We start from the raw sequence: 18705 nt of genomic DNA, 5'->3' as shown, positions 1-18705 counted from the left end.
TCCCCCAGGTGCTTCCGCCCTTTCGACCCCGCCGCGGCCGCCCCGGTGGGCTGGAATGCCCGACCCGGGCGGAGACCGAGCGTGGTCCATCGCACCCGCCCACGGGGCGGAGCCGCATCGATCCACGGCTCCGCCGCGCGGGCGTGACCACCTCGCGCCCCACCAGGAACCCGCCACCACCCGCGCCCTCGCCCACACTCCGTACACCTGGACGGCGTCCTGCCGATTTCTTACCGGTTCCGCTTGCTTGGAGTGCACTCCAAGGCCATAGCGTTGGGGGCATGACGGTGATGGAGACCACGGGTACCAGGACCGACAGCTGCGCGGCGCCGCCGCACCCCCACCGGCGTCCGGCGGGGCAGGACAGCTACACGATCAGCGAGGTCGTCGCCTTCACCGGCCTGACCGCGCACACCCTGCGCTGGTACGAGCGCATCGGCCTGATGCCGCACATCGACCGCTCGCACACCGGCCAGCGCCGCTACAGCAACCGCGACCTCGACTGGCTCGACCTCGTCGGCAAGCTCCGGCTCACCGGCATGCCGGTCGCCGACATGGTGCGGTACGCGGAGCTGGTGCGCGAGGGCGACCACACGTTCACCGAACGGTTCGAGCTCCTGGAGACGACCCGCCGGGACGTCCTGTCCCGGATCGCGGAACTCCAGGACACGCTCGCCGTCCTCGACCGGAAGATCAGCTTCTACGCCGAAGCCGGTCGCGCCTACGAATCGGAGAAAGCCGGATGACGGACAGCACGATCCCGACCGCACGACTCGGCGACACCGGCCCCGCGGTCGGCGTCCAGGGACTCGGCTGCATGGGCATGAGCTTCGCGTACGGCCCCACGGACGCGAAGGAGTCCCGGGCCACCCTGGAACGGGCCCTGGAGCTCGGCATCACGCTCTACGACACGGCGGACGCCTACGGCAACGGGGAGAACGAGACGTTCCTGTCCCCGTTCTTCAAGGCCCACCGCGACGAGGTCGTGATCGCCACCAAGTTCGCCTTGTCGATACCCGCCGACGACCCGACCCGCCGGATCATCCGCAACGACCCGCCCTACATCCGCAAGGCGGTCGAGGCGAGCCTGAAGCGCCTGGACGTCGACGCGATCGACCTCTACTACATGCACCGGCGCGATGTGGACGTGCCGATCGAGGACTCCGTCGGCACCATGGCCGAGCTGGTGCGCGAGGGCAAGGTCAAGCACCTGGGCCTGAGCGAGGTCACCGCGGCGGAGCTGCGCGCGGCCCAGGCCGTCCACCCCATCGCCGCCGTGCAGTCGGAGTGGTCCCTGTTCAGCCGGGACATCGAGGCCCAGGTGGTCCCGGCCGCCCGTGACCTCGGGGTGGCGCTCGTCCCGTACTCCCCGCTCGGCCGCGGCTTCCTCACCGGTTCCTTCACCAACGCCGACAAGGACCTCACCTCCGACGACTTCCGCCGCCAGCAGCCCCGCTTCACGGGCGACAACGCGACGGCGAACGCGGCCCTGCTGGAGCCGATCCGCACGGTCGCCGAGGCGCACGGGGTCTCCCTCGGCCAGATCGCCCTGGCCTGGGTCCAGCAGCAGACCACGGTCCACGACCTCCCGGTCGTCCCGATCCCGGGCACTCGCAAGCCGGCCCGGGTGGCGGAGAACGCGGCGGCGACGCGGATCGAGCTCACCAAGGAGCAGCTGGAGCTGCTGGAGCCGATCGCGGGCCAGGTGGCGGGCGACCGCTACGCGGACATGCGGTTCTCGTCGGCGGGCCGGGAGTAGGTCAGAGCTCCGCCAGCAACTCCGCCTTCTTCACGGAGAACTCCTCGTCGGTGACCAGCCCGGCCTGGTGCAGCTCCCCGAGATGGCGAATCCGCTCGGCGATGTCCGCAGGGTCCCGGCGCGGCACACCCGCGGCCGGGACCGCTGCCGCCGGCCCCCGCTGCCGTACGGCCGCGAGGACCGCCGCCGCGAACGGCAGCGACTCGTGGACGGGCCCGTACCCGAGCCCGAACACCACCGCCGCCGGATCCTGGTCCGCCTGGTCCGGTCCCGGCTCACCGCTCAGCAGCCGCAGATGTCCCTCGAAGACCTCCGGTGACCGCCACTCCACACCCGTCAGCTCGGACACCGGGAAACTCTGGTCGCCGGCCTTCCACTTCGCCGAGGACGCTCCGGTCCAGAACCAGCGGAAGTGCACGGTACGGCCGTCGAAGGTCGCCTTCCCGTCGTACGCCTTGAACTGCAGGGGCACCTCGGGCGCCGGCACCAGGAAACGTTCCGCCGGTTCGGCGTCCTCCTTCAGCAGCGCGCGCAGCTCGTCCGCGTAGTACTCGGCGAGCGTCTCCTTGTCGGCCGGCAGCACCAGCCGGTACGGATCGCACCCTTCCTTGAGCTGCCCCGCCGCCGCCTCCATGAGCGGATCCGCCCCGGGCCGCGGTTCGGCGCGCAGTACCACCGTGCCCCGCTTGCCGGGAGTCAGCGTCACCCCGGAGATCGCCTCCAGGGGGATCCGTCGTTCCCCCAGTGCCTGGAAGAGCTTCGGTGTGCGAATCCCCCGTTCGTAGCGGATGAGCACGGAGTCGGACTCGAACTCCCAGGCGGCATGAAATCCGGCCAGTACGTCACCCATGCGGGTCATCGTATTCGGCACGAGCTCCTTCGTCCCCTCCTCGCGCAGACCGCGATTCCTGCGGTCTCTACGCGCGTCCGGCCGTGGCCGTGCCGGACAAACCGGCGCGGCAGGCTTCGTCCTCATGGGCGCAGCGCACCGAGCGGTACGCGCCAATGCCGATCTCGGCGAAGTTGAGCAGGCTCTCCGTTCCGGGCTCGAAGTAACCGGCGTGACCGTCCGCACCCCGCGCGGACAGCACCCGCGCGCCGAACGCGGAGGACACCGGGTCGGCACCGTGGCCGATGCCGCCGACCTCCATGTACGGCACGTCCTGGATCCAGTCGTCGGCGTCCCGCATCGCCCACACATGGGCGGCGGTCCGCAGATGGGAGGCGTTGGCCACCCGCATCCCCGGGCTTCCGGCCACCGCGATGTCGGCCACCCGCCCGGGCAGCGTGGGCGCGGCCACCCCGCACACCACGGAGCCGTAGCTGTGGCAGAACAGGGAGACCGGAGCGGTGCCGGGCAGCGCGCGCACCAGCTCGTTCAGCCGGACGGCGCCGGTCTCGGCGCGCATCGCGGTGGCCGACTCGATGCCGAGCCCCGCGGGGGCGGTGTAGTCGGCCCAGGCGATCACCGCCGTGCGCGTGGCGGGGCCGGCCTCCCCCTCGGCCCGGTACAGGGCCTTGGCCATGCCGACCGGCGCGGACCAGCTGCGACTGGTGCGCTGGAAGGTGAGCACGTCGGTGTCGACGCCGGGCACGACGACCGAGATCCGCCGCGCCGTGCCGAGATCGCCGAAGACCTCGGCGACCCGTCCCGAGCCGTCGGGGTCGAAGGCGAGGATGTGGCGCTCCGGCGCGGTCAGCGCGTCGAAGCGGTGCATACGGCGGCCCGCCTCCTGCTGACCGGCCGGGGTGAGCCGGGCGTCGTGCATGCGGGCGCGCTCGACGGCGCGGGCCCGCAGGAGCGCGAGGCGGTTGGCCTGGTAGCGCAGGGTGACGGGGGCGCCGTTCATGTTGCCGACCGCGAGCGGGTAGCGCTGGGCGAGACGGACCCGCTCCTGGGAGGTGAGGGCGGCGAAGAAGCGCGTGAGCCGGTCGGGGGCGGTGTCCGGGTCCGGCAGCGGGTGTCCGTGGAGGCGGCCGTGCGACCAGGACTCGAGCGAGGCCGCCAGCGGGGTGGCCTCCCGCTGGTTGCGCAGGGCGGTCCAGCCGGTGGTCGCCAGCATCACGAACACCACGGCCAGCGCGAGCAGTGCGCGCCAGACGTTGAGTTGCGGGGAGGTGTCGAAGGAAGTCACTGAAAGGACACACTAGGAGAACGGGACGGTCTCGGGTTAATCGAGTGACGGGTATCACGTTTTGAGGTAGGGGGACCAGTTGCCGGTCAGCGCGGGACCGAGCAGTTCGAGGTGGGAGACCGTCAACGCGCGCATGGCCTCCAGGCTGAACTCCCCGTCGGTCAGCCACTGCCGTTCCGTCACGCGCATCACACCGCTGAAGACGGCCACCAGGAGCATGGGCCGCGGATCGGTGCGCGGGTCGAGGCCCTCGCGTTCGGCGAGCACGCGCGTGAGCACCTCCTCGACCTCCGCGGAGCGCCGCAGATGGGCGGCGAGCAGGACCGGGGTCGACTCGATCACGCGGTACAGGGCGAGGAAGCGCGCCACCGGCACGACCGACTCCACGACCTCGTGCAGGGTGTCCCAGCCCTCCAGTACGGCCTGGCGCAGCGCCTCCAGCGGCGGTTCGTGCGCGGGACGCGCGCGTACGGCGTCGACGAAGTGCGTCACCGTCATCTCGTGCAGCGCGAGCGCCGCGTCCTCCTTGCCGGCGAAGTAGCGGAAGAAGGTGCGCTGCGAGACCCCGACGGCGTCGGCGATCTCGTCGACGGTCGTCCGGTCGTAGCCGCGGGTGGTGAAGGACTCGATCGCCACCCGCAGCAGGGCCTCCCGGGTCCGCTGTTTCTTGCGTTCGCGCAGTGTTTCCATTGGTGTCAGTTACCGACTTGTGAATTGGTTTGTCAATTGTCAGTGGCTGTCACTAGCCTCCCGCGTATGACTAGTCAGACCACCATCGACTCGACGGGGCCGGGGGACGGCGCGTCGCCGTCCCCGTCGGATCAGCCGCCCGCCTCCGGGCTGCGCGGCCACCCCTGGCTCACCCTGCTGACCGTGGCCGTCGGCGTCATGATGGTGGCCCTCGACGGCACCATCGTGGCCATCGCCAACCCGGCCATCCAGGCCGACCTCAAGGCGAGCTTCGCCGACGTCCAGTGGATCACCAACGGCTACTTCCTCGCGCTGGCGGTCGCCCTGATCACCGCGGGCAAGCTCGGTGACCGCTTCGGCCACCGCCAGACCTTCCTGATCGGTGTCGTCGGCTTCGCCGCCGCCTCGGGCGCGATCGGGCTGTCCAGCTCCATCGCCGCGGTCGTCACCTTCCGTGTCCTGCAGGGCCTGTTCGGCGCCCTGCTGATGCCGGCCGCGCTCGGTCTGCTGCGGGCCACCTTCCCGGCCGAGAAGCTCAACATGGCCATCGGCATCTGGGGCATGGTCATCGGCGCCTCCACGGCCGGCGGCCCGATCCTCGGCGGTGTCCTCGTCGAGCACGTCAACTGGCAGTCGGTGTTCTTCATCAACGTGCCGGTGGGTGTCCTCGCCCTCGTCCTCGGCGTGCTGATCCTGCTGGACCACCGCGCCGAGAACGCCCCGCGCTCCTTCGACCTGCTGGGCATAGCCCTGCTGTCGGCCGCCATGTTCTGCCTGGTGTGGGCCCTCATCAAGGCCCCGACCTGGGGCTGGGGCGACGGCATGACCTGGACCTTCATCGTCGTCTCCGTCGTGGGCTTCGTGCTGTTCGCCCTCTGGGAGACGAAGGTCAAGGAGCCGCTGATCCCGCTCGCGCTGTTCCGTTCGGTCCCGCTGTCGGCGGGTGTGGTCCTCATGGTCCTCATGGCGATCGCGTTCATGGGCGGCCTGTTCTTCGTGACCTTCTACCTCCAGAACGTGCACGGCATGAGCCCGATCGACGCCGGTCTCCACCTGCTCCCGCTGACCGGCATGATGATCGTCGGCTCCCCGCTCGCGGGCGCGATGATCACCAAGCTCGGCCCGCGGATCCCGCTGGCGGGCGGCATGGCGGCCACCGCGATCGCCATGTACGGCATGTCCACGCTGGAGACGGACACCGGCAGCGCGCTGATGTCCCTCTGGTTCGCCCTGCTCGGCCTCGGTCTCGCGCCGGTGATGGTCGGCGCCACCGAGGTCATCGTGGGCAACGCGCCCATGGAGCTCTCCGGGGTGGCCGGCGGTCTCCAGCAGGCCGCGATGCAGATCGGCGGCAGCCTCGGTACGGCCGTCCTCGGCGCCGTGATGGCCTCCAAGGTGGACGGTGACCTCGCGGGCAACTGGAAGGACGCGGGTCTGCCGCCGCTCACGCCGGCCCAGCTCGACCAGGCGTCGGAGGCGGTCCAGGTGGGTGTGGCCCCGGTCGCCAAGGGGACCCCGGCGGAGATCGCGGCGAAGATCACCGACGTCGCGCACGACACCTTCATCTCCGGCATGAGCCTCGCGTCGCTGGTCGCCGCGGGCGTCGCCGCGTTCGCCGTCCTCGTCGCCCTGCTCACCAAGCGCGGCGAGAACGCGGAGGCGGGGGCGGGGGTCGGCCACATCTGACGCCTGACGAGACGTCAGCGGACTTCGCCTATCAGGGTGAAGAGGCTAAAGATTTCTCGCTTCCGGTACGCGCCGCAGGTCACAGTAAGTCAAGCCCTCCGCACGGCACGCTCGTGCGACGCGGAGGGCGGACGGCGCTGCGGCGCGCTGCCGGAGGGGGGCGGCGCGCCGCAAGGCCGGAGGATTAACCCCGGGAACCGGGGTACCCGCATCGTTGAACCCGAGACGAACCCAACCAACCACGGGTGTCAGGGAGTTGATGATGGCGGGTTACGGACACGGAACGCGCAAGTACCCCCGCTCACGTGGCCGGACGTGGTCACGGACCGGGCCGGACCGCGCGACGCTCGGAATCATCGGAGTCATCTGCGCGATCGCGGGCTTCTTCGTACTGGGCATCATCCTGGGTCCCGTCGCGATGGTCTGTGGCTGGCTTGCCATGGGCCGCACATGGTCGGGCGGCAACCGTGCCTGGCCCGCTCTGGTCGCCTTCGTACTGGGCGCCATCGACACGCTCCTGGCGATCCTCTGGCTCGTCGGAGCGGCCTCCCCGGGCAGCGGGATGTACTGACCCGGGGTGCGTGAGGGAAGGGCCCCCGGTGGGACGACCGGGGGCCCGCCCCATGCCTGAGGGCCTCGGCGGAGTCCTCCGTCAGCCTCCGACGGAAGTCTTCCGCAGGGCCGCCACCTCCGCGCGCAGGGCCCGGACCTCCTCCGTCAGGGCCAGGATCGCCTCCGTCTGCTGGCGCTCCTCCACGTCGTCCTTCTCGAAGCGCTCGATGAACCAGGCGGCGATGTTCGCGGTCACCACACCCAGCAGCGCGATGCCGGACAGCATCAGCCCGACCGCGATCATGCGGCCCAGGCCGGTCGTCGGGGCGTGGTCGCCGTAGCCGACGGTCGTCATCGTGGTGAAGGACCACCACACCGCGTCACCCAGCGTCCGGATGTTCCCGTTCGGGGAGTCCCGTTCCACCGAGAGCACGGCCAGCGAGCCGAACATCAGCAGCCCGACGACCGCTCCGCCGACGTACGTCGTCACCTGGATCTGCGAGGCCATCCGCGCCCGCCGCCCCACCAGCAGCAGCGTGGAGACCAGCCGCAGCAGACGGAGCGGCTGCAGCAGCGGGAGCACCACGGCGCACAGGTCCAGCCAGTGCTGCCGTACGAACGCGCGGCGGTTCGGCGAGAGCGACAGCCGCATGAGGTAGTCGACGGCGAACGCCGCCCACACCACCCACTCGGCCACCGTGCACGCCGCCGTGAGCGACCGCCCCGCCGAGGTGTCCACGATCGGCACGGCATAGGCGGCGGCGAACAGCACCGCGAGCGCCAGAAGGGGCCGCTGAGTGTGCTGTTCCCAACGGACCTGCGCCGACTCTTCCTTCATGTCGGCATCGTAGAGAAACGGCAAAGGGCGGCGCGCCTACGAGCGCACCGCCCTTCTACTCTCCAAGGAGCGCGGGGAACTACGCGTCGCCCCCGGCCGCTCCCGGGTCCGCAGCCGAGACATCCAGCAACTGGTACCGGTCGATGGCCTGCTTCAGCACCGAACGGTCCACCTTGCCCTCCCGCGCCAGCTCCGTCAGCACGCCCAGCACGATCGACTGCGCGTCGATGTGGAAGAACCGCCGCGCCGCCCCCCGCGTGTCCGCGAAGCCGAACCCGTCGGCGCCCAGCGACTGGTACGTGCCCGGCACCCACCGCGCGATCTGGTCCGGAACCGCCCGCATCCAGTCGGAGACGGCCACGAACGGACCCTGCGCCCCGGCCAGCTTCCGCGTCACGTACGGCACCCGCTGCTCCTCCTCCGGGTGCAGCAGGTTGTACTCCTCGCAGGCCACCGCATCGCGCCGCAGCTCGTTCCAGGAGGTCGCCGACCAGACGTCCGCCTTGACGTTCCACTCCTCGGCGAGGATCCGCTGCGCCTCGACCGCCCACGGCACGGCCACACCGGATGCCATGATCTGCGCCGGGATCGACCCCGAGGTGCCCTCCGAGAAGCGGTACACGCCCTTGAGGATGCCCTCGACGTCGACGTTCTCCGGCTCGGCCGGGTGCTGGATCGGCTCGTTGTAGACGGTGAGGTAGTAGAAGACGTCCTCACCCACCTTGCCGTCGGCGGTCGGCCCGTACATGCGCCGCAGACCGTCCTGCACGATGTGCGCGATCTCGAACCCGAAGGCCGGGTCGTAGGCCACACAGCCCGGGTTGGTCGAGGCGAGCAGCTGCGAGTGGCCGTCCGCGTGCTGAAGACCCTCACCGGTCAGCGTCGTACGGCCGGCGGTCGCACCCAGTACGAATCCGCGCGCCAGCTGGTCCGCCATCTGCCAGAACTGGTCACCGGTGCGCTGGAACCCGAACATCGAGTAGAAGACGTAGACCGGGATCAGCGGCTCGCCGTGCGTGGCGTACGCCGAACCCGCCGCGATCAGCGACGCCGTGCAGCCGGCCTCGGAGATGCCGTCGTGCAGCATCTGGCCCGTCGGCGACTCCTTGTAGGCGAGCAGCAGTTCCCGGTCGACCGACTCGTACTGCTGGCCGAGCGGGTTGTAGATCTTCGCACTCGGGAAGAACGAGTCCATGCCGAAGGTGCGGTACTCGTCCGGCGCGATCAGCACGAACCGCTTGCCGAGCTCCTTGTCCCGCATGAGGTCCTTGAGGAGTCGCACGAAGGCCATGGTGGTGGCGATCGACTGCTGCCCGGACCCCTTCTTCACGGTCGCATACGTCTTGTCGTCCGGCAGCGCGAGCGGCTTCGCGCGCACGACACGCGTCGGGACGTAACCGCCGAGACCGAGCCGGCGGTCGTGCATGTACTGGATCTCCTCCGAGTTCCGGCCCGGGTGGTAGTAGGGCGGCGCGCCCGACTCCAGCTCCTTGTCGGAGATCGGCAGGTGCAGCCGGTCACGGAAGCCCTTGAGGTCGTCGACCGTCAGCTTCTTCATCTGGTGCGTGGCGTTGCGGCCCTCGAAGTTGGGGCCCAGCGTCCAGCCCTTGACGGTCTTGGCGAGGATGACCGTCGGCTGGCCGGTGTGCTCGACGGCCGCCTTGAACGCCGCGTAGATCTTCCTGTGGTCGTGACCGCCGCGGCCCAGGTGCAGGATCTGGTCGTCGGTCATGTTCTCGACCATGGCGCGCAGCCGCTGGTCGTCGCCGAAGAAGTGGTCGCGGATGTAGGCGCCGGACTCGGTGGCGTAGGTCTGGAACTGGCCGTCCGGGGTGGTGTTCATCCGGTTCACGAGGATGCCGTCGCGGTCCTGCGCGAGCAGCGGGTCCCAGGTCCGGTCCCAGATCAGCTTGATCACGTTCCAGCCGGCGCCGCGGAAGACCGACTCCAGCTCCTGGATGACCTTGCCGTTGCCGCGCACCGGGCCGTCGAGGCGCTGAAGGTTGCAGTTGACGACGAAGGTCAGGTTGTCCAGGCCCTCGCGCGCGGCGATGGTCAGCTGGCCGAGCGACTCGGGCTCGTCCATCTCGCCGTCGCCGAGGAACGCCCACACATGGGACTTGCTCGTGTCGGCGATCCCGCGCGCGTGCATGTAGCGGTTCATCCGCGCCTGGTAGATCGCGCCGATCGGGCCGAGGCCCATCGACACGGTCGGGAACTCCCAGAAGTCCGGCATCAGCCGCGGGTGCGGGTACGAGGACAGACCGTGCGGCGCCTTCGACTTCTCCTGGCGGAAGGCGTCGAGGTTGTCCTCGCTGAGGCGGTCGAGCAGGAACGCGCGCGCGTAGATGCCCGGCGAGGCGTGGCCCTGGAAGAAGACCTGGTCGCCGCCGTCGCCCTCGTCCTTGCCGCGGAAGAAGTGGTTGAAGCCGACGTCGTAGAGGGACGCCGAGGAGGCGAAGGTGGCGATGTGGCCGCCGACGCCGATCCCGGGACGCTGGGCGCGCGAGACCATCACGGCCGCGTTCCACCGGGTGGCGTTCAGGATCTTGCGCTCGATCTCCTCGTTGCCCGGGAAGAACGGCTCGGCCCCGGTCGGGATCGTGTTCACGTAGTCCGTGCTGCGCATCTCGGGCACGGCCACGCGCTTCTCGCGGGCCCGCTCGATGAGCCGCAGCATCAGATAGCGGGCCCGCCGGCGGCCGCGCTCGTCCACGGCGGCGTCGAGCGAGTCGAGCCACTCCTGGGTTTCCTCGGGATCGAAGTCAGGAACCTGACTCGGAAGGCCGCCAATGATGATCGGGTTGCGATCGGATCCGGAAGCCACGCTGTTCCTTACCTGTCAGAGGGCCGTATTTCTGTATGTCTGCACCGCTCCCCATCGTGTACCTCGGGGGGCCAAACGTCATCTCTACTCCGGGGTAACCCGGGGCTCCTCATCCGGGTATGGTTCCCAAACACACAAAGAGGGCAGAAAGGTGTGGCATGCGTCACGACGTGACCGCGATGATGTGCCTGGAGTTGGGGTGACACGTTCCGGAACGTCACCGTTTCGGCGGTCTGAAACGCCGGGTACTTGCGCGATCCGCCCCGCCCGTGTGGACTACGGCCAATGCTTCGCGCACGCGCGTGGCTGAGACATACCCAAAGACCAAGATCAGGAGGCACCCCGTGAGCGCGACCGCGGACCACGCGGAGACGAGCCCTGCCGTGAGGCTGGGGTTCCAGCCCGAGCAGGTGGTCCAGGAGATCGGCTACGACGACGACGTAGACCAGGAACTCCGCGAGGCCATCGAGCAAGTCATCGGCAGCGACCTTGTGGACGAGGATTACGACGACGTCGCCGATGCCGTGGTGCTCTGGTTCCGTGACGAGGACGGCGACCTGACCGATGTGCTGGTGGACGCCACCACGTACATCGAGGAGGGCGGCTCGATCCTGTTGCTGACGCCGAAGACCGGCCGGGACGGCTACGTGGAGCCGAGCGACATCTCCGAAGCCGCGACGACGGCAGGCCTGTCCGCCTCCAAGAGCGTCAGCGTGGGCAAGGACTGGAGTGGCAGCCGGCTGGTGACGCCCAAGGCGGCCAAGTCCAAGAAGTAGCCCTGTGGGACCGGACGGGCCGGCGCGACCGGCCCGTCCGCTTCCCCGCGGTGATCGCTGCGTAGGGTGGGCGGGTCACTCGAACAGCCTCCCCGAAGGGACATCCACGCGATGGCGATCCAGGTCGGCGAAAAGGCCCCCGACTTCGAGCTCAAGGACAACCACGGCCGCACCGTGAAGCTGTCCGACTTCCGCGGCGACAAGAACGTCGTACTGCTCTTCTACCCCTTCGCCTTCACCGGCGTGTGCACCGGTGAGCTGTGCGAGCTGCGGGACAACCTCCCCACGTTCGTGGACCGCGACACCCAGCTGCTCGCCGTCTCCAACGACTCCATCCACACCCTGCGCGTCTTCGCCGAGCAGGAGGGCCTGGAGTACCCGCTGCTCAGCGACTTCTGGCCGCACGGCGAGGTCTCCCGCGCCTACGGCGTCTTCGCCGAGGACAAGGGCTGCGCGGTCCGCGGCACCTTCGTCATCGACAAGGAGGGCGTGGTCCGCTGGACCGTCGTCAACGCTCTGCCGGACGCCCGCGACCTGAACGAGTACGTCAAGGCGCTCGACACCCTGTGATTGTTCGCCTCCAGGGACTGCGTGTGCCGGGAACCCCTCACTAGGATCGAATCGTTGATCCGGCAGCACTCAGAAACAGCAAACCTATGGAGGACTCGTGGGAGTCAGCCTCAGCAAGGGCGGCAACGTATCGCTGACCAAGGAGGCCCCGGGCCTGACCGCGGTCATCGTGGGTCTGGGGTGGGACGTCCGCACCACGACCGGCACCGACTTCGACCTGGACGCGAGCGCGCTGCTGCTGAACCCGGCCGGCAAGGTCGCCAGCGACGCGAACTTCGTCTTCTTCAACAACCTCAAGAGCGCGGACGGCTCGGTCGAGCACACCGGCGACAACCTCACCGGTGAGGGCGAGGGCGACGACGAGCAGATCAAGGTCGACCTCGCGGCCGTCCCGGCCGACGTCGACAAGATCGTCTTCCCGGTCTCGATCTACGACGCCGAGAACCGCCAGCAGTCCTTCGGCCAGGTGCGCAACGCGTTCATCCGCGTGGTGAACCAGGCCGGCGGCGCCGAGATCGCCCGCTACGACCTCTCCGAGGACGCGTCCACCGAGACCGCCATGGTCTTCGGCGAGCTCTACCGCAACGGCGCGGAGTGGAAGTTCCGCGCCATCGGCCAGGGCTACGCCTCGGGCCTGCGCGGTATCGCCCAGGACTTCGGCGTCAACGTCTAGATCCCGGGGTCGTCCCCCGGTCTCCCCGTCCGGCGCCGCGCGGTTTGCGTGCGGCGCCGGACGCGCAGGTACAGCACAGCAGCACACTCTCGGGGAGGGAACAGCACATGGGCGTCACGCTCGCCAAGGGAGGAAACGTCTCCCTGTCCAAGGCCGCACCCAACCTCACCCAGGTGATGGTCGGACTCGGCTGGGACGCGCGCTCCACCACCGGAGCCGACTTCGACCTCGACGCCAGCGCCCTGATGTGCGGCGGCGGGCGGGTCCTGGGTGACGAGTACTTCGTGTTCTACAACCAGCTCAAGAGCCCGGAGGGCTCGGTCGAGCACACCGGCGACAACCTCACCGGTGAGGGCGAGGGCGACGACGAGTCGATCCTGGTCGACCTCGCCCAGGTGCCGGACCGGTGCGACAAGATCGTCTTCCCGGTGTCGATCCATGACGCCGACAACCGTGGCCAGACCTTCGGGCAGGTCAGCAACGCCTTCATCCGTGTGGTCAACCAGGCCGACGGCCAGGAACTGGCCCGTTACGACCTCTCCGAGGACGCCTCCACCGAGACCGCGATGATCTTCGGCGAGCTCTACCGCTACCAGGGCGAGTGGAAGTTCAGGGCCGTGGGGCAGGGCTACGCGTCGGGGCTGAGGGGCATCGCCCTGGACTTCGGGGTCAACGTCTCGTAACGCGATATGAGCAAAAGCCTGGGCCGGGTGGGGCTCCGAGGGTGCCCGACTACACTTCGCTTCAAAGTTTCGTAAAGCCGAGTGCGGCACGGGGGAGACCCGTACACGTACGGATTGGGTAGCCAGTGGTTCTCAAAACCTTCGGCTGGTCGTTCGCGGTCACCGCGCTCGGCCTGGTCGCCGCCGTCCTCTACGGGGGGTGGGAGGGCTTCGGCGTCGTGGCGATCCTCTCCATCCTCGAGATCTCGCTGTCGTTCGACAACGCGGTGGTCAACGCCGGGATCCTGAAGAAGATGAATGCCTTCTGGCAGAAGATCTTCCTCACGATCGGTGTACTGATCGCCGTGTTCGGCATGCGGCTGGTCTTCCCCGTCGTGATCGTCGCGATCAGCGCCAAGATGGGTCCGATCGAGGCCGTCGACCTCGCCCTGAACAACAAGGACCACTACCAGGAACTCGTCACCGACGCCCACCCGGCGATCGCCGCGTTCGGTGGCATGTTCCTGCTGATGATCTTCCTGGACTTCATCTTCGAGGACCGGGACATCCAGTGGCTGCGCTGGATCGAGCGCCCGCTGGCCAAGCTCGGCAAGGTCGACATGCTGTCGGTCTGCATCGCCCTGGTCGTCCTGCTGATCACCGCGTTCACCTTCGCCACCCACGCCCACCAGCACGGCGGGGCGCACGTCGACAAGGCGCAGACCGTCCTGATCTCCGGGATCGCGGGTCTGATCACGTACATGGTCGTCGGCGGTCTCTCCGGCTACTTCGAGGACAAGCTGGAGGAGGACGAGGAACGCGAGCACGAGGAGGAGGAGCGCGCCGAGCGCGAGGGCAAGCCCAAGTCGGCCGTGGCCATGGCCGGCAAGGCCGCGTTCTTCATGTTCCTGTACCTGGAGGTCCTGGACGCCTCCTTCTCCTTCGACGGTGTGATCGGCGCGTTCGCCATCACCAACGACATCGTCCTGATGGCGCTCGGCCTCGGCATCGGCGCGATGTACGTCCGGTCGCTCACCGTGTACCTGGTCCGCCAGGGCACCCTCGACGACTACGTCTACCTGGAGCACGGCGCCCACTACGCGATCGGCGCCCTCGCCGTGATCCTCATGATCACGATCCAGTACGAGATCAACGAGATCATCACCGGCCTCGTCGGCGTGATCCTGATCGGCTGGTCCTTCTGGTCCTCGGTGCGCCGCAACAAGGCGATCGCGGCCGCCGAGGGAAAAGCCACGGGCTCGGACGAGAAGACTGAGGTCTCGTCCGGGGTGTGACACCCTCCGCGGTGAGGAACGCTCTGAGCGGGGCGGCCGGACTCCGGCCGCCCCGCCGGTTTCTCCACAGTGAACATGGGGGCGGGAATGGGCTTCTTGGACGGACTCCGGGGCGGCCGTGAGGTCGACTTCGACTCGGGCAGCGCGGCCAGCAACGCGATCGAACTGACCAAGCGGCACAACCGGGTCTCGCTCACCAAGCAGGGCGCGGCGACCGGGAACCTCCGCGTCAACCTGACCTGGCGGATGCGGACCTCCGACATCGGGGGCTCGCAGCGGGAGTCGCTGCTGCGGCACCCCTTCAAGGCGCTGAAGCCGCCGGAGGTCCTCGGGCACAGCCAGAGCATGGTCAACGTCGACCTCGACCTGGGATGCCTCTACGAGCTGACCGACGGCACCAAGGGGGTCGTCCAGCCCCTCGGCGGTCTGCTGGGCGACGTCAACGCCCCGCCGTACGTGAAGCTCAGCGGGGACGACCGGTTCGGCTCGGCCTCCGGCGAGACGATGTACGTCAACCTCGACCACCGGGACCAGATCAAGCGGCTGCTGGTCTTCGTGTACATCTACGACCAGACACCGGCCTTCGACCGTACGCACGCCATCGTGACGCTGTACCCGAGCAACGGGCCGCGCATCGAGATAGGCCTCGACGAGCGGCACCCCCAGGCCCGGTCGTGCGCGGTGGTGATGATCGAGAACGTCAAGGGCGAACTCGTCGTCCGGCGCGAGGTGCAGTTCGTGTACGGCTTCCAGGGCGAACTGGACCGGCTGTACGGCTGGGGGCTGCAGTGGGGCCGGGGCTACAAGGCGAAGGCCGACCGGTGAGCGCCGCTACCGCCCGATGAACTGGGGACCCTGCGGCGGCATCCGGAACTCCGCCGCCGTGGGGACCGGGGCCACCGGGGGCGGATAGCCGTAGCCCGAGGCCGCCGGCACCGGAGCCGTCGCCGGGGTCGCGGGCTGGGGATAGCCGTAGGCCGCCTGCGTGGGGACCGAGGTGGCCGACTGGGCCGCCGGCTGTTCCGGGGGCAGCGGGAAGGACGCGGCCTCGGGCTGCGGCGGGGTCTGCGCGGAATCGGACTGCGCGGAATCGGACTCGTCCACCACGATGCCGTAGTCCGTGGCCAGGCCCTGCAGGCCCTCCGCGTAGCCCTCGCCCAGGGCACGGAACTTCCAGCCCTCGCCCCGGCGGTACAGCTCGCCGCAGATCAGGGCCGTCTCCTCGCCGGTCTGCGGCGTGATGTCGAAGGACACCAGCGGCTCGCCGTCGGCGACCGAGGCGTCGTACAGCAGGATGCACAGGCCCTGGACGCGGCCGAACGTCGCGTTCTCGACCGAGGTGTCGTCCACCGAGGCGACCAGGAGAATCTGGCTGACCTCGGGCTCGACACCCGCGAGATCTGTCTGGATCGTGTCGGTGGGCCCCTCGGCGAGGCGCTTCTTGCCGAGGAGCCAGACCTTCCCGCTGGGATGCCGGGGCTGGTTGTAGAAGACGAAGTCCTCGTCGGACCGCACACGACCGTCGGGGCCGAGGAGGAGTGCCGAGGCGTCGACGACCGGGACCCCCTGCCCGGGAGCCCAGCGCAGCACGGCGCGTACCGTGGTGGCTTCCAGCGGGACGTTCGACCCCTTCAGCATGGCGTGCGTCATGCGGTCATCCTGCCCTCTCGGTCCTGGTCACGACAACGCGGGGGTACGGGATACCGGTTGATGTCATACCGGTGTCGACATGGCCGTGTTTGTCTGCGTTACCTGAAATTCATGCCCGGTGGGAACCTCGGACATGGGTACCTACGTACTATTACCGGCCACCTGTGAACCCTTCACAGGTGACACAGCTACCACGGGGGAGTCATATGCGTCATTTCGGGCACCTCGCCTCCGAGGTGCGTCAGCGCCTCTTCCACCAGGAGCCCTGCGAGTTCACCTCGGACTCCCCGGCCCGGCTGCTCTCCGCGGCTCTGGGCGCCACGCTCTACAGTCCGGCCACGCGGCCGCGGCTCGCCGACGACATCGTCAAGCAGACCGGACGCGGCGTGGTCTCGATGGTGCTGTGCCTGGAAGACTCCATCGGTGACGAGGACGTCGCCGAGGGTGAGGAGAACCTCGTCCGGCAGTTCGCGGACCTCGCCGAGCGGCCGGTGGACCTTCCCCTGCTGTTCATCCGGGTCCGTACCCCCGACCAGATACCCGACCTCGTACGGCGGCTCGGTCCCGCGGTGCGGCTGCTGTCCGGGTTCGTGCTCCCGAAGTTCACCGAGGAGCGCGGCATCCCCTTCCTGGAGGCCCTCTCCGGCGCCGAGGCGGCGAGCGGCCACCGGCTGTTCGCCATGCCGGTGCTGGAATCGCCGGAGCTGCTCTACCGGGAGACGCGCGTAGAGACCCTGGAGGGCATCGCCCGCGCGGTCGACAAGTACCGCGAGCGGGTCCTGGCGCTGCGCCTCGGCGTCACCGACTTCTGCTCCTCCTACGGCCTGCGCCGCGCCCCCGACATGACCGCCTGGGACGTCCAGATCGTCGCCTCGGTGATCGCCGACGTGGTCAACATGCTGGGCCGGGCCGACGGCACCGGCTTCACCGTGACCGGCCCGGTCTGGGAGTACTTCCGGGTCCAGGAGCGCATGTTCAAGCCGCAGCTGCGCCGCAGCCCCTTCCTGGAGGGCCAGGCCGAGGAGCTGCGCGAGGCGCTCATCGAGCACGCCATGGACGGCCTGCTGCGCGAGATCACCCTCGACCAGGCCAACGGCCTGCTCGGCAAGACCTGCATCCACCCCTCCCACGTCCTGCCCGTGCACGCGCTGTCCGTGGTCAGCCACGAGGAGTTCAGCGATGCGCAGGACATCCTGCGGCCCGAGCGCGGTGGCGGCGGAGTGCTCAGGTCGCAGTACACGAACAAGATGAACGAGGTGAAGCCGCACCGCGCCTGGGCCGAACGCACCCTGCTGCGCGCCGAGGTCTTCGGGGTGGCCAACGAGGACATCGGATTCGTGGAGCTGCTCGCCGCCGGAATCTCCGGCTGATCATTTCGTGGACACCAAGGGACGCATGAACAAGGCAGTGAACGACCGGGTCTGGTCGGGGACATGGGTCGCCGACCGGCTCGGCGTGGAACTCGTCGGCGACGACCGGCTGACCGACCTGCTGGGACTGGCCCTGCGCCGCAACCCCAAGCGGGCCCACCTGCTGGTCTCCAACGTGCTGGGCAAGCACGTCCCGCAGTCGCCGTCCGTGGTCTACGGCCACGGCTTCGCCCTGGGCCGCCGGGTCCGCGCGCTGCTGGGCGACCAGGAGGCGGCCCGCGCGGTCGTCCTCGGCTACGCGGAGACCGCGACCGGCCTCGGCCACTCCGTCGCCGACGGCGTGGCCCTCGCCCCCTATCTCCACTCCACCCGCCGCCCGGTACCCGGCGTGGCCCCCGCGGGCGGCTTCGAGGAGTCCCACTCCCACGCCACGAGTCACCTCCTGCTGCCGGAGAACCCTGCCCTGCTGGCCGGCGAGGGCCCCCTGGTCCTCGTGGACGACGAGTTCTCGACTGGCAACACGGTCCTGAACACGATCCGGGACCTGCACGAGCGGTACCCGCGGGAACGGTACGTCGTGGTCGCACTGGTGGACATGAGGTCGGAGGCGGACGCGGGACGCCTGGAGGCCTTCGCGCGGGAGATCGGCGCGCGGGTCGACCTGGTCGCGGCGGCATCGGGCACGGTGAAGCTGCCCGAAGGGGTCTTGGAGAAGGGGCAGGACCTGGTGACGAGGTTCGAGGATTCCCACTCAGGGGCGCGGGGAACTGCGCGCCAAGCCCCCACCGGTCCGCAGCCGGCGTACAACCGTGTGGACCTCTTCTGGCCCCGGGACCTCCCTGACGGCGGCCGCCACGGATTCACTCCGCAACACCGAATACGCCTCGAATCCGCCCTCCCCGCGATGGCCGCCCGCCTGGCGGAGGCCCTCCCCTCAGACGCGCACCGCGTGCACATCCTCGGCTTCGAAGAGCTGATGTACGCCCCCCTGCGCCTCGCCCGCGAGCTGGAACAGGTCGCTGAAGGCGTCGAGGTGACGTACTCGACCACCACCCGCAGCCCCGTCCTCGCCGTGGACGACCCGGGATACGCGATCCGCACCCGCCTGACCTTCCCGGCCCACGACAACCCGGCGGACGGCCCCGGCGACCGCTACGCCTACAACGTCGCCGGCGCCGGCTTCGACGCGGTGATCGCGATCGTCGACGACACCGCCGACACC

Annotated in this window: 18 protein-coding genes; 12 read left to right on the top strand and 6 right to left on the bottom strand. The window is 69.4% G+C overall.

Annotation, left to right across the window (positions count from 1 at the left end):
• The first annotated feature begins 281 nt into the window (after window positions 1-281).
• Both EHS43_RS15720 and EHS43_RS15715 read left to right on the top strand, forming a co-directional pair.
• The gene (locus tag EHS43_RS15720) at window positions 282-746 is read left to right on the top strand and encodes a MerR family transcriptional regulator (RefSeq protein ID WP_125191391.1); all 465 of its coding nucleotides are present in this window, start codon (window positions 282-284) and stop codon (window positions 744-746) included.
• On the top strand, window positions 743-1759 hold the full coding sequence (locus EHS43_RS15715; protein WP_125191390.1) for an aldo/keto reductase: 1017 nt from the start codon (window positions 743-745) through the stop codon (window positions 1757-1759). The genes EHS43_RS15720 and EHS43_RS15715 overlap by 4 nt, the downstream gene beginning before the upstream one ends.
• Before the next feature lies 1 nt (window position 1760).
• Here the strand turns inward: EHS43_RS15715 and EHS43_RS15710 are convergent, their stop codons facing one another.
• The 3 genes from EHS43_RS15710 to EHS43_RS15700 are packed head-to-tail and all read right to left on the bottom strand — an operon-like array spanning window position 1761 to window position 4584.
• Window positions 1761-2618, bottom strand: a complete 858-nt coding sequence (locus tag EHS43_RS15710) for a DUF4429 domain-containing protein (RefSeq protein WP_125191392.1) — start codon at window positions 2616-2618, stop codon at window positions 1761-1763.
• Between the two features lie 58 nt (window positions 2619-2676).
• Window positions 2677-3894, bottom strand: a complete 1218-nt coding sequence (locus EHS43_RS15705; RefSeq protein WP_125191389.1) for an alpha/beta hydrolase — start codon at window positions 3892-3894, stop codon at window positions 2677-2679.
• A 54-nt stretch (window positions 3895-3948) separates the two neighbouring features.
• Window positions 3949-4584 (bottom strand): TetR family transcriptional regulator, encoded by a 636-nt coding sequence (locus tag EHS43_RS15700; RefSeq protein ID WP_125191388.1) that lies wholly within the window; start codon window positions 4582-4584, stop codon window positions 3949-3951.
• A gap of 66 nt (window positions 4585-4650) precedes the next feature.
• On the opposite strand from EHS43_RS15700, the gene EHS43_RS15695 reads away from it, so the two are divergent.
• Together EHS43_RS15695 and EHS43_RS15690 are read left to right on the top strand one after the other, a co-directional pair.
• A complete protein-coding gene (locus EHS43_RS15695) occupies window positions 4651-6270 on the top strand; it encodes an MFS transporter (protein WP_125191387.1) in 1620 nt (539 codons plus the stop codon).
• Window positions 6271-6529: 259 nt separating this feature from the next.
• On the top strand, window positions 6530-6841 hold the full coding sequence (locus tag EHS43_RS15690; protein ID WP_125191386.1) for a small hydrophobic protein: 312 nt from the start codon (window positions 6530-6532) through the stop codon (window positions 6839-6841).
• 81 nt (window positions 6842-6922) lie between these two features.
• Here EHS43_RS15690 and EHS43_RS15685 read toward each other — a convergent pair whose 3' ends face one another.
• Together EHS43_RS15685 and aceE are read right to left on the bottom strand one after the other, a co-directional pair.
• Window positions 6923-7660, bottom strand: a complete 738-nt coding sequence (locus tag EHS43_RS15685) for a potassium channel family protein (RefSeq protein ID WP_125191385.1) — start codon at window positions 7658-7660, stop codon at window positions 6923-6925.
• A 79-nt stretch (window positions 7661-7739) separates the two neighbouring features.
• Complete coding sequence (gene aceE, locus EHS43_RS15680; RefSeq protein WP_125191384.1) at window positions 7740-10487, bottom strand: pyruvate dehydrogenase (acetyl-transferring), homodimeric type; 2748 nt, start codon at window positions 10485-10487, stop codon at window positions 7740-7742.
• 344 nt (window positions 10488-10831) lie between these two features.
• Between aceE and EHS43_RS15675 the strand changes: the two genes are divergently transcribed.
• The 6 genes from EHS43_RS15675 to EHS43_RS15650 all read left to right on the top strand — a co-directional run bounded on the left by EHS43_RS15675 (window position 10832) and on the right by EHS43_RS15650 (window position 15288).
• A complete protein-coding gene (locus EHS43_RS15675; RefSeq protein WP_020116104.1) occupies window positions 10832-11263 on the top strand; it encodes a DUF3052 domain-containing protein in 432 nt (143 codons plus the stop codon).
• A gap of 111 nt (window positions 11264-11374) precedes the next feature.
• Complete coding sequence (locus EHS43_RS15670; RefSeq protein WP_125191383.1) at window positions 11375-11833, top strand: peroxiredoxin; 459 nt, start codon at window positions 11375-11377, stop codon at window positions 11831-11833.
• 97 nt (window positions 11834-11930) lie between these two features.
• Window positions 11931-12506: a TerD family protein gene (locus EHS43_RS15665; RefSeq protein ID WP_125191382.1), complete on the top strand. Its 576-nt coding sequence runs from the start codon at window positions 11931-11933 to the stop codon at window positions 12504-12506.
• A gap of 107 nt (window positions 12507-12613) precedes the next feature.
• A complete protein-coding gene (locus EHS43_RS15660; protein ID WP_125191381.1) occupies window positions 12614-13189 on the top strand; it encodes a TerD family protein in 576 nt (191 codons plus the stop codon).
• Window positions 13190-13314: 125 nt separating this feature from the next.
• Window positions 13315-14463: a DUF475 domain-containing protein gene (locus tag EHS43_RS15655; RefSeq protein ID WP_125191380.1), complete on the top strand. Its 1149-nt coding sequence runs from the start codon at window positions 13315-13317 to the stop codon at window positions 14461-14463.
• A gap of 87 nt (window positions 14464-14550) precedes the next feature.
• A complete protein-coding gene (locus EHS43_RS15650; protein WP_125191379.1) occupies window positions 14551-15288 on the top strand; it encodes a Tellurium resistance in 738 nt (245 codons plus the stop codon).
• Window positions 15289-15294: 6 nt separating this feature from the next.
• Here the strand turns inward: EHS43_RS15650 and EHS43_RS15645 are convergent, their stop codons facing one another.
• Complete coding sequence (locus EHS43_RS15645; RefSeq protein WP_125191378.1) at window positions 15295-16113, bottom strand: TerD family protein; 819 nt, start codon at window positions 16111-16113, stop codon at window positions 15295-15297.
• Window positions 16114-16319: 206 nt separating this feature from the next.
• Here EHS43_RS15645 and EHS43_RS15640 point away from each other — a divergent pair, with 206 nt between their 5' ends.
• Together EHS43_RS15640 and EHS43_RS15635 are read left to right on the top strand one after the other, a co-directional pair.
• Entirely contained in the window at window positions 16320-17483 is a 1164-nt protein-coding gene (locus EHS43_RS15640; RefSeq protein WP_125191377.1) for an HpcH/HpaI aldolase/citrate lyase family protein, read from the top strand.
• Between the two features lie 25 nt (window positions 17484-17508).
• On the top strand, window positions 17509-18705 hold a 1197-nt coding region (locus EHS43_RS15635; protein WP_185806267.1), incomplete at its 3' end, for a phosphoribosyltransferase family protein.

The sequence above is a fragment of the Streptomyces sp. RP5T genome, assembly GCF_003933965.1.
Classification (GTDB): domain Bacteria; phylum Actinomycetota; class Actinomycetes; order Streptomycetales; family Streptomycetaceae; genus Streptomyces.
This window is presented reverse-complemented; position numbering and strand designations above follow the sequence as displayed.